The organism is Pseudomonas sp. FW305-96, assembly GCF_058783825.1.
In genome coordinates this window covers 134,443-149,803 of sequence record NZ_JBYSYW010000003.1, presented here as the reverse complement: position 1 = coordinate 149,803, position 15,361 = coordinate 134,443, and the positions used below count along the sequence as shown (strand labels likewise).

Genomic DNA, 15,361 nt, shown 5'->3' with positions numbered 1-15,361 from the left:
ACCATGCAACTTGCCCGATTTTTCCGACACTAATTGAGATCAATCCCAAAGGAGCGCAGGAAATGGAATCAGCCCAGGACAACCAAGGCCGCATTCTGCTGGTGGACGACGAGTCCGCCATCCTGCGTACCTTCCGTTATTGCCTCGAGGACGAGGGCTATAGCGTGGCGACCGCCAACAGCGCCGCCCAGGCTGAGACCCTGCTGCAGCGCCAGGTGTTCGACCTGTGTTTCCTCGACCTGCGCCTGGGCGAGGACAACGGCCTGGACGTATTGGCGCAAATGCGCATCCAGGCGCCATGGATGCGGGTGGTCATCGTCACCGCCCACTCGGCCATCGATACCGCGGTGGACGCGATCCAGGCCGGGGCCGCCGATTACCTGGTCAAGCCTTGCAGCCCCGACCAATTGCGCCTGGCCACGGCCAAGCAGCTGGAAGTGCGCCAACTGTCAGCGCGCCTGGAGGCCCTCGAGGGTGAAGTACGCAAGCCCAAGGACGGCCTGGACTCCCACAGCCCCGCGATGATGGCGGTGCTGGAAACCGCCCGCCAGGTGGCGACCACCGATGCCAACATTCTCATCCTCGGTGAGTCCGGTACCGGCAAGGGCGAGCTGGCCCGTGCCATCCATGGCTGGAGCAAGCGCGCACGCAAGGCCTGCGTGACCATCAACTGCCCGTCGTTGAATGCCGAGCTCATGGAAAGCGAGTTGTTCGGCCATACCCGTGGCGCCTTCACCGGTGCCAGCGAAAGCACCCTGGGGCGGGTCAGCCAGGCCGATGGCGGCACCCTGTTCCTTGACGAGATCGGTGATTTTCCCCTCACCTTGCAACCAAAGTTGCTGCGCTTCATCCAGGACAAGGAATACGAGCGGGTCGGTGACCCGGTCACGCGACGGGCAGATGTTCGGATCCTCGCGGCCACCAACCTCAACCTCGACGAGATGGTGCGCGAGAACCGTTTCCGCGAAGACTTGTTGTACCGGTTGAACGTGATCACCTTGCACCTGCCACCCCTGCGCGAGCGCAGTGAAGACATCCTGACCCTGGCCGACCGCTTCCTGGCGCGCTTCGTCAAGGAGTACTCGCGCCCGGCCCGTGGCTTCAGCGACGAAGCGCGCGCGGCGCTGCTGAACTACCGCTGGCCGGGCAACATCCGCGAACTGCGCAACGTGATCGAGCGCGCCAGCATCATCTGCCCTCAGGAACGTGTGGAGATCAGCCACCTGGGCATGGCTGAGCAACCCGCCGGCAACGCGCCGCGGGTCGGTGCGGCGCTGAGCCTGGACGAGCTGGAACGCGCCCATATCGGCGCGGTACTGGCCACCAGCGACACCCTCGACCAGGCCGCCAAGACCCTAGGCATCGACGCCTCCACCCTGTACCGCAAGCGCAAGCAGTACAACTTATGAAATGGCCGATGAAGCTGCGCACGCGGCTGTTCCTGAGCATCTCGGCGCTGGTCACCGTGGCCCTGCTGGGCTTGCTGCTGGGGTTGTTCAGTGTGCTGCAGATGGCAGCGCTGCAGCAGCGCGTGGTGCAGGACACCACCGAGACCCTCGAGCTGGGCCTGAAGCTGCGGCAGAACCTTGGCGAACAACTGAATCTCATCCTCGACGAGGACACCGCCCCTAGCACCCTCGTCACCTTGCAGGAGCAGTTCCAGGCCCTGCTCAAGCAGGGGCTGGAGCAGGGCGGCGAACGCACCGGCTTCAGCAAGGCCGCCAGCAACTACCAGGCGTTCGTCCAGGCCTATCGACAGAGCCCCGCGCCCGCCCGCAGCATGGGGGTGGACCAGCCCCTTGGCGCCACCTTCAACCAGGTGCGCGCCGATCTGCTGGACTCACATCGCCAAGCCCTTGAACACATCACCCGAACCGAGAAGTCATCGCGCGATCACGCCTTGCTCATCAGTGGCCTGCTCGGGTTGATGGGCCTCACCGTGCTGGTGCTCGGCTTCATCACCGCGCACAACATCGCCCGCCGCTTCGGCCAACCGATCGAGGCGCTGGCCAAGGCCGCCGACCAGGTCGGCCAGGGCAACTTCGACGTCACCCTGCCCGTGACGCAGGCCACCGAGCTCAACCTGCTGACCCGCCGCTTCGGCCTGATGGCCGACGCCCTGCGCAAGCACCAGGCCACCAATGTCGATGAGCTGCAGGCTGGCCAGCAGCGCCTGCAAGCGGTACTGGACAGCATCGACGACGGCCTGCTGATCATCGATCGCCAAGGGCGCCTGGAGCACCTCAACCCGGTGGCCCAGCGCCAGCTGGGCTGGGACCCGAGCCGCCTGGGCGTAAGCCTGGCCGAAGCCCTGCAACGCCCCGAGCTGGAACAACAGCTGCGCCAGGTGCTGCGAGGTGGCAGCCTGGACCGACTGCCGGAAGACCTGAGCCTTGAGGTGGATGAAGAGACCAGGCTGCTGACCTATAGCCTGACGCCGGTCAGCCACCCCGAAGGACCTATTCTCGGCGCGGTGATGGTGTTGCACGATGTCACCGAACAACGCGCCTTCGAACGGGTACGCAGCGAGTTCGTACTGCGTGCTTCCCACGAGCTGCGCACTCCCGTCACGGGCATGCACATGGCGTTCGGGCTGTTGCGCGAACGTGTCAGCTTCCCGCCCGACGCGCGGGAGAACGACCTCCTCGAAACCATTGCCGAGGAAATGCAGCGCCTCACCCAATTGATCAACGACCTGCTCAACTTTTCCCGCTATCAGAGCGGCTTGCAAAAGCTCGAACTGGCCCCCTGCTCATTGGAGGAACTGTTCGAGCGCGCCCAGGCGCGTTTCGTCGAACAAGCCTCGGGCAAGCAGATCGAGATTATCCGCGAGCTGGAGCCACCGCTGCCACGCATTCAGGCCGATGTCGCGCAGCTCGACCGGGTGCTCGACAACCTGCTGCACAACGCCATTCGCCACACCGGCAGCGGCGGGCGTATCCGCCTGCATGCACGGCGGCATGCCGAGCGGGTGATCATCAGCGTCGAGGATAACGGCGAGGGTATCGCCTATGGTCAGCAGGGGCGGATCTTCGAGCCGTTCGTGCAGGTCGGGCGCAAGAAGGGCGGGGCAGGATTGGGCCTGGCGCTGTGCAAGGAGATCGTCCAGCTGCATGGCGGGCGGATGGGCGTGTTCTCACGGCCGGGGCAGGGAACGCAGTTCTATATGGCACTACCGGTTTGACGGGTCCCTCCAGGGCGCCCAGTCTCAAGGTTCATCATCGATCCGCCGCCCAGCCACACGCCGCCCGCGAGTAATCAGTTCGGCAAACTGACGGGCATTCAGCGGATGGGCGAACAGCCACCCTTGCCCGTAGTTGACCCCCTCGCTGTTGAGCAGCACCGCCTGGTCCTCGCACTCGATGCCTTCGGCGATCACCCGCAGGTGCAGGTCGTGGGCCATGCGGATGATGTGCGGCGCCACGCCGCTGCTGGCGGCGTCATGGCCCAGGGCATCGATGAACGACTTGTCGATCTTCAGGCAGTCCACCGGCAGAGTCTGCAGGTAGGCGAGGCTGCAATAGCCAGTACCGAAGTCATCGATCAGCACCTGGTGCCCGACAGCGCGCAGGGCCTGCAGGTTGTCCCGCGCAACCACCACATCGATCAGCCCCCGCTCGGTCACCTCGAAGGCGATCTGGCTGGGGGCGACACGATGGTGCGCCAGCAACCGCGCCGCCACCCGGCCTATACGCGGCGCCATGACGTCGCAGGCCGCCAGGTTGACCGAGATATAGAGCTGGCGGTTGGCCCGCAGCAACTGCCCCAGCTGTTCGAGCACCCGTTGCAGGACGAAGTCGGTGATCTGTCGAATCTGGCCGGTGTTCTCTGCCAGGGGGATGAACAGCTCGGGGCTGGTCAGGCTGCCGTCCGGGCGGCGCCAGCGCACCAGGGCCTCGGCACCGACACAGCGGCGGCTGTCCAGTTCGAAGATCGGCTGGTACAGCACCTGCAGCTCGCCGCGGCGCAGCGCATGCTGCAGCTCCGAGCTCATCGAGCGGCGTTGCAGGATCAGTTGCAGCACCAGCCAGCCGATACAGCCGGCCAACACCAGGCTGCCGGGGAACAGCAACCAGAGCAGGCCATTGAGCTTCAGTGGCAGGCTCGCCCGCGGTGCGATCAGCACCAACTGGTAGTCCGGTGATTTGGTGGACATGCGATAGACCAGGCGGTCGGGCAGCTCGATCAAGGATTTGCCCTGCGCAGGTGGCCATTCGGTGGTCGGCGGCCAGGGTTGCGTCGGGCCCAGCACGGGGATGGCCCGGGTACCCCGATCCAGCACTACCAGCAGGCTGCCACCGGGCGGCAGGTCGACGACGTCGGTGAGGTGGCCACGGGAGGTGGAGACGACGAAGCGGCCACGGCCCAGCATCAGGGCCGCGAGATTCTCGTTGGGTTCAGTGGTGGTATTGAGCCAGTAGCTGTAGGTCGGCCCTTGGATATCCGGGCTGCGCAAGGGCTCGATGATCCGCTCGTCGCCGCGGTTGGAGCAGGCCCGCGTACCCTCCACATAGGACGCTTCATAGATGAACCGCGACTTCAGCGCCACCTGTTGCAGTTGCGTCAGCATCAGCGCATCACAGCCGCGCAGGGGCTGCGCCTGAAGCTGGTCCACAGCCTCGCGCAATTGGCCGAACACCTGCTCCAGGCGCTCGAGGAAACGCTCGCCCTGGGCATTCATCTGCGCGCTTTCACTTTGTTTCATCTGTTGCAAGGCAACGTTGACGCTGATCGCCAGCAACAGCCCGGCACTGGCCAACGCCGCGAGCGCGGCTAAAAGCCAGGGGCGGTGGAAAAATTGACGCACCGTAGCGAAGAGGGCAAGCATGCGTGGCATCCAGTTGAATACCAAAGGTATAGCAACGGAATCAAAGCTTGGCGCAGCCGCTGGGCATGTGAATTGGCCCGCTTGCGCGCCAAGCGTCCGAAAAGTTCGGGTCAGCGCTTGCGGTTAAGCACCTGCAACATCGCGGCGGTCTGTGCATCCGGCGTGCCATCGAACAGCCGCGGGCGGAAACGCATCTGGAAGGCCGCGATCACATGCCGGGTGGCCACGTCCAGTTCACCGGTCTGGTCGATGGCATAGCCAAAGCGCGACAGTTGCTGCTGGTACCAGCTGATGCTTGGCGGGTTGACCTCGAAAAAGGCCTGTTGCCGCGCCACCGCAGCGCTATCCGGCCAGACACCCAGGCCGGCCTCGGCCAGACGCTTCCAGGGGAACAGCGGGCCCGGATCGAGCTTGCGCAGCGGGGCGATGTCGCTATGGCCGATGATGTGGCGCGGGTCGATATTGTTGCGCTTGACGATATCCTTGAGCAGGGCGATCAGCGATTGCACCTGGGCTTCGCTGTAAGGGTGCCAGACACGCCCGGTCGGCGTGTCCGTGTAGCCCTCGTTGACGATCTCGATGCCGATGGAGCTGGAATTGAGCCAGGTGCGCCCCTGCCACTGGCTATCCCCTGCGTGCCAGGCACGGCGGTTCTCGTCTACCAGTTGGTAGACAGTGGCCGGGCCGTCGCCGATAAGGTAATGGCTGCTGACCTCGCCATGGGTCAGCAGGGCGAGGGAGCGCTCCAGCGACGCGTTGGTGTAGTGCACGACGACGAACTGGATGCGGCTGTCCTGATTGGCCGAGGGGTGGCTGCGGTCGATACGCAGGCCACTGGAACAGCCTGCCAGGACCAGCAGGAGCAAGGCAGTGATGAGTGTTTTCATTGCAGGGAGCACGCCATGATGAGCCGACAACAGCGCTACAGTATAACGTGCTCCAGGCCTTGCGCCTCAGCGAACGCACATCAACTGAAACGCCATCGAGTTATCGCCGGAAGGTCCCTTGAGGTCCACCAACTGCGTAGCGACCCTCACCATCTCCACTGAAGGCTTGCCGATCACTTTGCCCTGCCCGTGTAAAAGCCGCTCATAAGTCCCGACATCTATGGGCGACATGCTGCAGAACGCCGGATCGCTTTGGGTGATTTTTGAGTCAAGAAGCAGGGTGTATTCAGTCATGTAGTCCTTCTGCACGACCCGTTTGACCTCAGTGATCCATGTGGGCGACTGATTCAAAATCGTGCCTTTGTGACTGATGTGTGCGGTAAACAGTACCTGCTCGGCAAACGCCAGGTTGTGAAACGCCAGCGTCATCAAGGACGCCATCAACAAACGAGAGATTTTCATGATCAGTACTTCGCAAGACGGAAATGAATAGGAGGTTTCTGGCTGAAGTTCCAGCCTTCCGTCACGCAGTTTCATTCAGGGCAACGCCCCACAAGCGGTAGTTACTTATGCCTGCTCGACGCGATTACGCCCCTTGTCCTTCGCCCGGTACAAGGCTTCGTCCGCGCGCTTGAGCACTTGGTCGCCGCGCTCGCCGGCGCGGAAGGCACTCAGGCCGATGGACGTAGTGATCACCACTCGTTCGCCCTTGAAGTGGAATGGGCAGGCTTCGATCGCCGCACGCAGTGCCTCGACCACCTGCGCTGCGGCGGGCGGCGATGTTTGCGGCAACAGCAGGACGAATTCCTCACCACCGAAGCGGGCGATGAAGTCACCGCCACGCAGGCGTTTGCGCAGCTGGTCGGCGACGATCTTGAGCACTTTGTCGCCCGCCAGGTGGCCGTAGCCGTCGTTGATGCGCTTGAAATGATCGAGGTCAAGGATGGCCATCGCCAGATGGCCGCCGTTTTCTTGCCAGTCGAGTACTTCCTGTTCGACTCGCTCCGACCAGGCCGCACGATTGGGCAGGCCGGTCAGCGGATCGATCATCGCTTTCTGCCGCTGCTCTTCAAGGTGCTCACGGTAACCCAGTGCCTCCTGCTCCATGCTCGCCACACGTTCGGCCAATCCGTGCAGGCGACCAGCCAGCTCATGCTCACGGCGGTCACGCTCGTGCTGGTGAGCATCCATGGTCACCAACAGGCCTTCGAGGCGGTTCTCCAGGATATGCTTGAGGCTGTCGACATCGGCAGCCCCCTGCACACTGCTCTGCAAGCCATCGACCTGCTCGCGCAGCTGGCTGTCGAGCTCCCGGGCGGCGGAGCTGTTGTCGGCATGGCCGGCGCTGGCTTCGTGCAGGTGGCTCTGGAAGGTTTCCAGGCGCTCGTTGAGCTGCTGCAGGTAAGCCTCGAACTCGTGCTGGCCGCTGTCGGTGATCGCCAGCATGAGCACGGCCAGGTCATCCAGTACCGGGATCAGCTCGTACCAGTTCAGCCCCCGCGACACTCGCTCGCGCATTTCCAAGGCCTGGGCCTTGTGGCGCTCGGGCAGGCTCAGGTCGTCGAGCAGGCCGATCAGCGTCTGCTCGATATGGGCGGCAACCTGGCTGTAGGGCGGCTCGACCGCATCGGGCAGGGCATAGGGGCCATCATCGACGGTGACCAGCTCCGCCACTGTGTCCGGTTCATCCGTTGCGGCTTGCTCCGACTCGATGACAGTCAAAGGCTCAGGTACAGGTTCGGCAACCGCGGCCACCGAAGGCTCGGCTTCGGGGTGCGGATCGGCAACGATCAACGGCGTGGTTTCAACCAGCGCCGGGCCGGGCAATTCGATATCCGCTTCAGCCGGCTCCACGGGCACTGTGTCATCTATTGCCTGTGCCGCCTCGGGCAAGGCCTGAGGCACAGGGGCCAGGGCGTGCAGCTCGTCGACATCCCTGGGCTGTGGCTCAGGTGCGATGACCGGGGCTGCAGCGGCTGGCTGGGGTGCGGGCGACGTCGCCTCGATGGCAACAGGTGCGGTCGCCAATTCCCCTTGGGGCTCGTCACGGCCACCAAACAGGCGCTGAAGGAACCCGGGGCGAGCTTCATCATCGGGCTTTTGCACAGCATCCAGGGCGCGCCCCTGCAAACCACTGAGCTCGCCCAGCAAGGGCGGTAGCTCGCGGGACTGGCTGACGCCACCGTCGAGCTTCTTCGCCAGCTTTTTCAACGGACGTGCCACATCGCCCGGCAAGGGCAAGGTCTGCAACTGGGTAACCAGCGCGGTCAGCGCCTCGCTAACCTGGTTCATGCGAGTTTCGCGGCGCTGCTCGGAGTCGAGCACGGCTTTTTCCAGGCGCGGAATCAGCCCGGCGAGGCCGGCGTCCATATTGTCGCTGCGGATGACCTCGCGCATTTCCTTCATGCACTGGTCCACGATCTTGTCGCTACCTTCCGCCGCCAGGGTGCTGCGCACCAGGCCACGACGCAGCAGGTCGAGGCGGGCTTCCCAGCGCCGCTCGAGCTTTTCCTGCTGCTCGATGCTCTTGAGGTATTTTTCTTTCCAGCGCTCGGCTTCTTCGGTCATGCCTGGATCCGCAACGGGTAGTGGCATCTAGTCCTGCAATCACTGGATTTCGGCGGAAAAGCCCAACACTTGAGTGCAGGATTCGCCCAGGCAGGACTAACTCAGGACCGGCAGCGTATCCACAGTCAGGGCATCAGGCAATCGGATCTCGACGGCGACGGGAAGGTGATCGGAAATTGGCTGTGCCAATACCTCGACACGCTCCAGTGTCAGGCTCGGGCTGAGCAGGATGTGGTCAAGGCAGCGCTGAGGACGCCAGCTGGGAAAAGTGGCCTCGACCTGAGGAGCGACAAGCCCGAGATCCCGCAACGGCGAATGGTCAAGCAGGTCGTTGGCGTGGGTGTTCATGTCACCCATGAGGATCTGGTGGCGATAGCCACCGATCAGCTCGCGGATATAGGCCAGCTGGCGGGCGCGCGTCTTGGAGCCGAGCGCCAGGTGCATCATCACCACGATCAGGGCGTCGGCACCTTCGCCGAAACGCACGAGGATCGCCCCTCGCCCAGAGGGGCCGGGCAGGGGATGGTCTTCCAGGTGCTGGGGTTTGAGGCGGCTGAGCACACCGTTGCTGTGCTGGGCAAAACGCCCCAGGTTGCGATTGAGCTGCTGGTACCAGTAGGGGAAGGCCCCCAGCTGGGCCAGGTGCTCCACCTGGTTGACGAAGCCGGTGCGTAGGCTGCCACCATCGGCTTCCTGCAAGGCCACCAGGTCGAAGTCGTTGAGCAGGTCGCCGATCTTCTGCAGGTTGCCGGCTCGCCCGTTGTGCGGCAGCAAGTGCTGCCAACTGCGGGTCACGTAGTGGCGATAGCGCTCGGTACTGATACCGACCTGGATATTGAAACTGAGCAGCCGCAGGCGACCATCGGCCGGCAGGCCGCTGGCCTGCAGGTGATGTTCGTTGACCTGCGGCTGGTGCAGGCCGACGCTTCGGGTTGAGCGAAAGCGGCCCATGGCATTCGCCGCTTACTTAGCGGCGCGCTCCTTGGCGATCAGCTGGTCGGCGACGTTCAGCACGCCTTCCGGACCACCGGCGGTACCCAGGTCGAAGCGGTACTTGCCGTTGACCACCAGGCTCGGTACGCCGGTGATTTCATACTTCTTGGCCAGCTCTTTGGCCTGATTGACCTGGCCCTTGATGGCGAAGGAGTTGAAGGTGGCGAGGAACTTGTCCTTGTCCACGCCCTGGGTGGCCAGGAAGTCGGCCATCTCCTCAGGTTTGGTCAGGCGCATGCGCTTGTTCTGGATGGCGTCGAACACCGCGTTGTGGACATTGTGCTCAACACCCATGGCTTCGAGGGTGAGGAACATCTGGCCGTGGGCATCCCAGGGGCCACCGAACATGGCAGGGACGCGCTTGAAATTGACGTCCTTGGGCAGCTTGTCGACCCAAGGGTTGATGGTCGGTTCGAAGTGGTAGCAGTGCGGGCAGCCATACCAGAACAGCTCGACGACCTCGATCTTGCCTGGCACCGACACCGGCACGGGGTTGCTCAGCTCGATATATTCCTTGCCGGCCACAGGCTCCGCAGCCTGGACGGCGGCCATACCGAATACGCTGGCGGCGACCAGCGCAGCGCTGAGAATCAGTTTACGCATGCTTTACTCCTGAGCAGTCTTTGGTCGCCTCGACGCGACCTGTGTAGGACAGGTCGGGAAGGGCTCGAGTTCTGTAGTGTAACGGCTACGGACAGAAAAAAGGGCAGCGTGGGCTGCCCTTTTCATCTTTAGCGCTGAAGCATTAACCGAGTGTTAACGCGTAATTCAGTGCAGGCCCTGGATGTAGCTGGACAGTGCTTCGATGTCCTTGTTGCTGAGCTTGCCGGCGATGGTGCGCATGGTCATGGCGTCGCCGTCGTTGGTGCGGTTGCCTTCGCGGAAGTCGGTCAGCTGCTTGCTGACGTACTGCGCGTGCTGGCCACTGAGGTGCGGGAACTTCGCCAGGGCGATGCCTGCGCCGTTGGGGGAGTGGCAACCGGTACAGGCCGGCATGCCTTTCTCCAGGTTGCCGCCGTTGAACAAGGCACGGCCACGCTCGACGAGCTTCGGATCGGCGGCACCCACGCTGCCTTTCTGGCTAGCGAAATAAGCGGCGATGTCGGCCAGGTCCTGTTCGTTGAAATTGGCCAGCATGCCGGTCATCTCAAGCACGGTACGCTTGCCGTCCTTGATGTCGTGCAACTGCTTGTTCAGGTAGGGCTCACCTTGGCCGGCGAGCTTCGGGAAATTCGGTGCCAGGCTGTTGCCGTCCGGGTTGTGACAGGCCCCACAGACAGCTGTCTTGGCCTGGCCGGCGGCGGCATCGCCTTTGATGGGTCCCGCAGCAGTTGCCGCACCTGCGACCCCCATGGTCAACAGCAGACTCACGACTAGTTTGTTCATCAGCTAATCCAACACGGCTAAGGGTGAAATGTTATGTATCGGGACTGCCGCTCATCCAAAGGATGACCAAACGGTAGTCCTCGGCACTGCAGTCCATGCACAATCCACGCGGCGGCATAGCCTTGAAACCCTGTGTAACATGCACCACCAGTTGCGCCATGCCTTGCGCCAGCCTTGGCTCCCAGGCCGCCCGGTCACCGCTTCTGGGTGCCTGGGGCAGTTGTCCGGCGTGACAGGCCGCGCACGTGCGGTTGTACAACGCCTCGGGATCCTGTGTAGCCTGTGCGCTGAAAAACGGCAGGAACATACCGACAGCAAGCAGCCATTTCGCCATGCGAAACGACCTGACAGGGTTGGGGGCCGCGCTGCGTTCTGTTGCGCGAGCTATTGTTCGACACCCCATGCTCAATTGCCTTCGCTGGGCGAATGAGCACACAAAAACTGGGGCATTATATACTTCCGCCAGCCAAACGGAAACGACACCGCTTGCCAGGCCTGGTCCTACGCCTCCAGCGCTGGGCAACACCCACATCGGAAATCCCATGCAAGTCAAGAACCCCATCCTCGGCCTCTGCCAGAAAGCCAAATTCGCCCTCAGCGCCGCCAAGGTCGAACAATGCCCCGAAGACCAGGGTTACGAGGTGGCTTTCGCCGGCCGTTCCAACGCCGGTAAATCCAGCGCCCTCAACACCCTGACCCACGCCAGCCTGGCGCGTACCTCGAAGACCCCCGGCCGCACCCAGCTGCTGAATTTCTTCAGTCTGGACGATGAACGGCGTTTGGTCGACCTGCCGGGCTACGGTTATGCAAAAGTGCCGATTCCGCTCAAGCAGCACTGGCAGAAACACCTGGAAGCCTACCTGGGCAGCCGCGAGTGCCTGCGCGGGATCATCCTGATGATGGATACCCGCCATCCGATGACCGACTTCGACAAGATGATGCTCGACTGGGCCAAGGCCAGCGGCATGCCGATGCACATCCTGCTGACCAAGGCCGACAAGCTGACTCACGGCGCGGGCAAGAACACTTTGCTCAAGGTGCAGTCGGAGATTCGCAAGGGCTGGGGCGACACCGCGACCATCCAGCTGTTTTCGGCGCCCAAGCGCCTGGGCCTGGAAGAGGCCTATCGCGTGCTGGCGGACTGGATGGAGCTGGAAGACAAGCCGGCTGTCTGAGCTCGAGTGAGGCTTTCGTGGGAGCGGGCTTGCCCCGCGATGGCCCTGTCGCGAGGCAAGCCCGCCCCCACGAGCCCAGGCAGACATGACGCCGAATTCCGGGCAAAAAAAACCCCGGACTTCGTATGGGGAGGGGGAAGTTCGGGGTCCAAGTCCGGACCGCTAGGGCGGGGTCCAGATATCTGCCAACACTTAACACAACATAGGAGCATCGAAAGGCTTCACCAGCCATTCAGTACCTCTGAGTGGCGGTTCACCGGTTTAGTTCCGAGCCCCTGGAAACTATTTGCGATAGTTTCATGAAACTCTCGATCTAAGGCCCCAGGCCTGCGCCGGATCCGCGACACTACGCCGCAGATCCTACACAGCTTTCACGCTGCGTTTAGTGAGCTTCGTCCCAATTCGAGCCAACACCCGCTTCCACCAGCAACGGCACGTCCAACTGCGCCGCGCCGCTCATGTGGACCCTAATCTCGGCTTTCACCTGGTCGACCAGGTCTTCGCGCACCTCGAGCACCAGTTCGTCGTGCACCTGCAGGATCACCCGCGCATCCAGCCCGCTCTCGGTCAGCCAGTTGTCCACCGCCACCATCGCGCGCTTGATGATGTCTGCCGCGGTGCCCTGCATAGGCGCGTTGATCGCGGTGCGCTCGGCGCCTTTGCGCAAGGCCGGGTTCTTGGCGTTGATGTCCGGCAGGTACAGGCGACGCCCGAACAGGGTTTCGACGAAGCCCTTTTCAGCGGCCTGGGCGCGGGTGCGCTCCATATAGGCCAGCACGCCTGGGTAACGGGCGAAATAACGGTCGATGTAGTCCTGGGACTGCTTGCGATCAACGCCGATCTGCTTGGCCAGGCCAAATGCGCTCATGCCATAGATCAGGCCAAAGTTAATCGCCTTGGCGCTACGGCGCTGGTCGGTGGTGACGTTCTCGAGGGCGACACCGAACACTTCCGCGGCGGTGGCGCGGTGCACGTCAAGGTCGTTGCGGAAGGCGTGCAGCAGCCCTTCGTCCTTGGCCAGATGGGCCATGATACGCAGCTCGATCTGCGAATAGTCCGCCGCCAGCAGTTTGTAGCCGGGGCTGGCCACGAAAGCCTGGCGAATGCGCCGGCCCTCGGCGGTGCGGATCGGGATGTTCTGCAGGTTGGGGTCGCTGGACGACAGGCGACCGGTGGCAGCCACCGCCTGCTGATACGAGGTATGGATGCGTCCGGTACGCGGGTTGATCTGCAACGGCAACTTGTCGGTGTAGGTGCTCTTGAGCTTGCTCAGGCTGCGGTACTGCATCAGCACCTTGGGCAGCGGGTAGCCCTGCTCGGCCAGGTCATCCAGAACCGCCTCGGCGGTGGACGGCTGGCCCTTGGCGGTCTTGCTCAGCACCGGCATGCCCAGCTTGTCGTAGAGAATCGCACCGAGCTGCTTGGGCGAGCCCAGGTTGAATTCCTCGCCGGCCAGCGCATACGCCTCACGCTCCAGCTCGACCAGCTTCGCTCCCAGCTCACCGCTCTGCACGCCGAGCAGCCCGGCATCGACCAGCGCGCCCTGGCGCTCGATCTTCGCCAGCACCGGCACCAGCGGCATCTCGATATCCATCAGCACCGGCAGCACGCTGGGCGTCTGGGCCAGCCGTGCCTGCAGCGCATGGTGCAGGCGCAGGGTGATATCGGCGTCCTCGGCGGCGTAGGGGCCGGCCTTGTCCAGCGGGATCTGGTTGAAGGTCAGCTGCTTGGCGCCCTTGCCGGCGATATCCTCGAAGGCGATGGTGGTGTGGTCCAGATACTTCTGCGCCAAGCTGTCCATGTCGTGACGGGTGGCGGTGGAGTCGAGCACGTAGGACTCGAGCATGGTGTCGTAGGCCACGCCGCGCATCAGGATGGCCGGGCTGCCGTTGGCCAGGATGTTGATGTCGTACTTGGCGTTCTGGCCGATCTTGCCCTTGGCCGGGTCCTCCAGCAGTGGCTTGAGCGCCAGCAGCACACGCTCGCGGTCCAGCTGGGCCGGAGCGCCTTCGTAGTCGTGGGCCAGGGGCACATAGGCGGCTTCATGGGGCTCGACGGCGAACGACAGGCCGACGATCTGCGCCTGCTGGGCGTCCAGGCCGGTGGTTTCCGTATCGAAGGCGAACAGCGGCGCCTGGCGCAGCTTTTCCAGCCAGACGTCGAAGCGAGCCTGGTCGAGAATGGTTTCGTACTTCGGCTCGACCTTCTCGGCAACAGCCTCGGCGACAGCGGCGCCATTACCGGCTTGGGGCGCGCTGCGCTGGACTTCGGCAACCCAGCTCTTGAACTCCATCTCGGTATAGAGCGCCATCAGTGCTTCACGGTCGGGTTCGCCACAGACCAGGGCGTCCACCTCGACATCCAGCTCGACATCGCACTTGATGGTGGCCAACTCGTAGGAGAGGAAGGCCGCGTCGCGGTGCTCCTCGAGCTTGGCGGCGAGGGTCTTGGCGCCTCGAATGGCCAGGCCCGGCACCTTGTCCAGGTTCTGGTACACATCGCTCAGGCCGCCACCGATACCGGTCAGCAGGCCCACCGCGGTCTTTTCGCCAACGCCCGGCACGCCGGGAATGTTGTCGACCTTGTCGCCCATCAGGGCGAGAAAATCGATGATGTGTTCGGGCCCTACGCCGAACTTCTCGTGCACGCCAGCGACATCGAGCACGCTACCGGTCATGGTATTGACGAGGGTAACGTGGCCGTCCACCAACTGGGCCATGTCCTTGTCGCCGGTCGAGATGATCACCGGGCGGCCGGCGGCGGCGCTGCTGCGCGCCAGGGTGCCGATCACGTCGTCGGCCTCCACGCCTTCGACGCACAACAGCGGGTAGCCCAGTGCACGAACGCTGGCGTGCAGCGGTTCGACCTGCACCCGCAGGTCGTCGGGCATGCTCGGGCGGTTGGCCTTGTACTCGGCGAACATGGCATCGCGGAAGGTCCCGCCCTTGGCATCGAAGACCACTGCGAACAGGCTGTCCGGGTACTGCTTGCGCAGGCTCTTGAGCATGTTCAGCACGCCCTTGACCGCGCCGGTGGGCATGCCTTTGGAGGTGGTCAGCGGCGGCAGCGCGTGGAAGGCGCGGTAGAGGTAGGACGAACCGTCCACCAGGACGAGGGGCGCTTGGCTCATGAGGAGAATCAACCTTTTCGACGGGTCCGGCGCTAGAATAGCCGGATCAATGACGACAAAAGGACTAGGTTATCATGCGCACACTCAATCGCCTGTTACTGCTCGGTCTGCTGGCCACCATGCCAGTCGTCACCCAGGCGGCGGACGAAGCCCCATCGGCCGATCCCGATGTAACCATTCGCACGGAAGGCGATAAAACCATCCAGGAGTACCGGCAAAACGGTTTCCTGTATGCGATCAAGGTCACGCCGAAGAACGGCAAGCCTTATTTCCTGGTACGCGCCGATGGCTCCGAAGGCAATTTCATTCGTTCCGACCAGCCGGACATGCTGATTCCGTCCTGGAAGATCTTCGAGTGGTAAGCTAGTAACGCGTATCGTTCTTATCAACCAGG

General features: G+C 63.3%; 13 protein-coding genes. 4 read left to right on the top strand and 9 right to left on the bottom strand.

Annotation, left to right across the window (positions count from 1 at the left end; all coding sequences use genetic code 11):
• The first annotated feature begins 62 nt into the window (after window positions 1-62).
• Together algB and AC3WL2_RS03475 are read left to right on the top strand one after the other, a co-directional pair.
• Window positions 63-1,409 (top strand): sigma-54-dependent response regulator transcription factor AlgB, encoded by a 1,347-nt coding sequence (gene algB / locus AC3WL2_RS03480; protein WP_046853630.1) that lies wholly within the window; start codon window positions 63-65, stop codon window positions 1,407-1,409.
• The gene (locus AC3WL2_RS03475; RefSeq protein ID WP_102683022.1) at window positions 1,406-3,184 is read left to right on the top strand and encodes a KinB sensor domain-containing domain; all 1,779 of its coding nucleotides are present in this window, start codon (window positions 1,406-1,408) and stop codon (window positions 3,182-3,184) included. Before algB ends, AC3WL2_RS03475 begins: the two co-directional genes overlap by 4 nt.
• Window positions 3,185-3,208: 24 nt before the next feature.
• Here the strand turns inward: AC3WL2_RS03475 and AC3WL2_RS03470 are convergent, their stop codons facing one another.
• From AC3WL2_RS03470 to AC3WL2_RS03435, 8 genes are all read right to left on the bottom strand, one after another.
• Window positions 3,209-4,828, bottom strand: coding sequence for an EAL domain-containing protein (locus tag AC3WL2_RS03470; RefSeq protein ID WP_102683021.1), 1,620 nt, complete (start codon window positions 4,826-4,828; stop codon window positions 3,209-3,211).
• A gap of 110 nt (window positions 4,829-4,938) precedes the next feature.
• Complete coding sequence (locus AC3WL2_RS03465; protein ID WP_207238317.1) at window positions 4,939-5,715, bottom strand: N-acetylmuramoyl-L-alanine amidase; 777 nt, start codon at window positions 5,713-5,715, stop codon at window positions 4,939-4,941.
• A gap of 66 nt (window positions 5,716-5,781) precedes the next feature.
• Window positions 5,782-6,252 carry a hypothetical protein gene (locus AC3WL2_RS03460; protein ID WP_139674599.1) on the bottom strand — a complete coding sequence of 157 codons (471 nt, stop codon included), beginning with the start codon at window positions 6,250-6,252 and terminating at the stop codon, window positions 5,782-5,784.
• Between the two features lie 30 nt (window positions 6,253-6,282).
• The gene (locus AC3WL2_RS03455; RefSeq protein ID WP_102683019.1) at window positions 6,283-8,283 is read right to left on the bottom strand and encodes a GGDEF domain-containing protein; all 2,001 of its coding nucleotides are present in this window, start codon (window positions 8,281-8,283) and stop codon (window positions 6,283-6,285) included.
• A 96-nt stretch (window positions 8,284-8,379) separates the two neighbouring features.
• Window positions 8,380-9,234, bottom strand: coding sequence for an endonuclease/exonuclease/phosphatase family protein (locus AC3WL2_RS03450; RefSeq protein WP_102683018.1), 855 nt, complete (start codon window positions 9,232-9,234; stop codon window positions 8,380-8,382).
• Window positions 9,235-9,246: 12 nt separating this feature from the next.
• Window positions 9,247-9,879 carry a thiol:disulfide interchange protein DsbA gene (gene dsbA / locus AC3WL2_RS03445; RefSeq protein WP_102683017.1) on the bottom strand — a complete coding sequence of 211 codons (633 nt, stop codon included), beginning with the start codon at window positions 9,877-9,879 and terminating at the stop codon, window positions 9,247-9,249.
• A gap of 165 nt (window positions 9,880-10,044) precedes the next feature.
• Window positions 10,045-10,662: a c-type cytochrome gene (locus AC3WL2_RS03440; protein ID WP_102683016.1), complete on the bottom strand. Its 618-nt coding sequence runs from the start codon at window positions 10,660-10,662 to the stop codon at window positions 10,045-10,047.
• 31 nt (window positions 10,663-10,693) lie between these two features.
• Window positions 10,694-10,996: a c-type cytochrome gene (locus tag AC3WL2_RS03435; RefSeq protein WP_031314666.1), complete on the bottom strand. Its 303-nt coding sequence runs from the start codon at window positions 10,994-10,996 to the stop codon at window positions 10,694-10,696.
• Window positions 10,997-11,204: 208 nt separating this feature from the next.
• Here AC3WL2_RS03435 and yihA point away from each other — a divergent pair, with 208 nt between their 5' ends.
• Window positions 11,205-11,837 (top strand): ribosome biogenesis GTP-binding protein YihA/YsxC, encoded by a 633-nt coding sequence (gene yihA / locus AC3WL2_RS03430; protein WP_023629403.1) that lies wholly within the window; start codon window positions 11,205-11,207, stop codon window positions 11,835-11,837.
• A gap of 382 nt (window positions 11,838-12,219) precedes the next feature.
• On the opposite strand, the gene polA is transcribed toward yihA, so the two are convergent.
• Window positions 12,220-14,967, bottom strand: coding sequence for a DNA polymerase I (gene polA / locus AC3WL2_RS03425; RefSeq protein ID WP_102683015.1), 2,748 nt, complete (start codon window positions 14,965-14,967; stop codon window positions 12,220-12,222).
• A 74-nt stretch (window positions 14,968-15,041) separates the two neighbouring features.
• Here polA and AC3WL2_RS03420 point away from each other — a divergent pair, with 74 nt between their 5' ends.
• Window positions 15,042-15,329, top strand: a complete 288-nt coding sequence (locus tag AC3WL2_RS03420; protein ID WP_046853618.1) for a DUF2782 domain-containing protein — start codon at window positions 15,042-15,044, stop codon at window positions 15,327-15,329.
• Window positions 15,330-15,361: the final 32 nt, after the last annotated feature.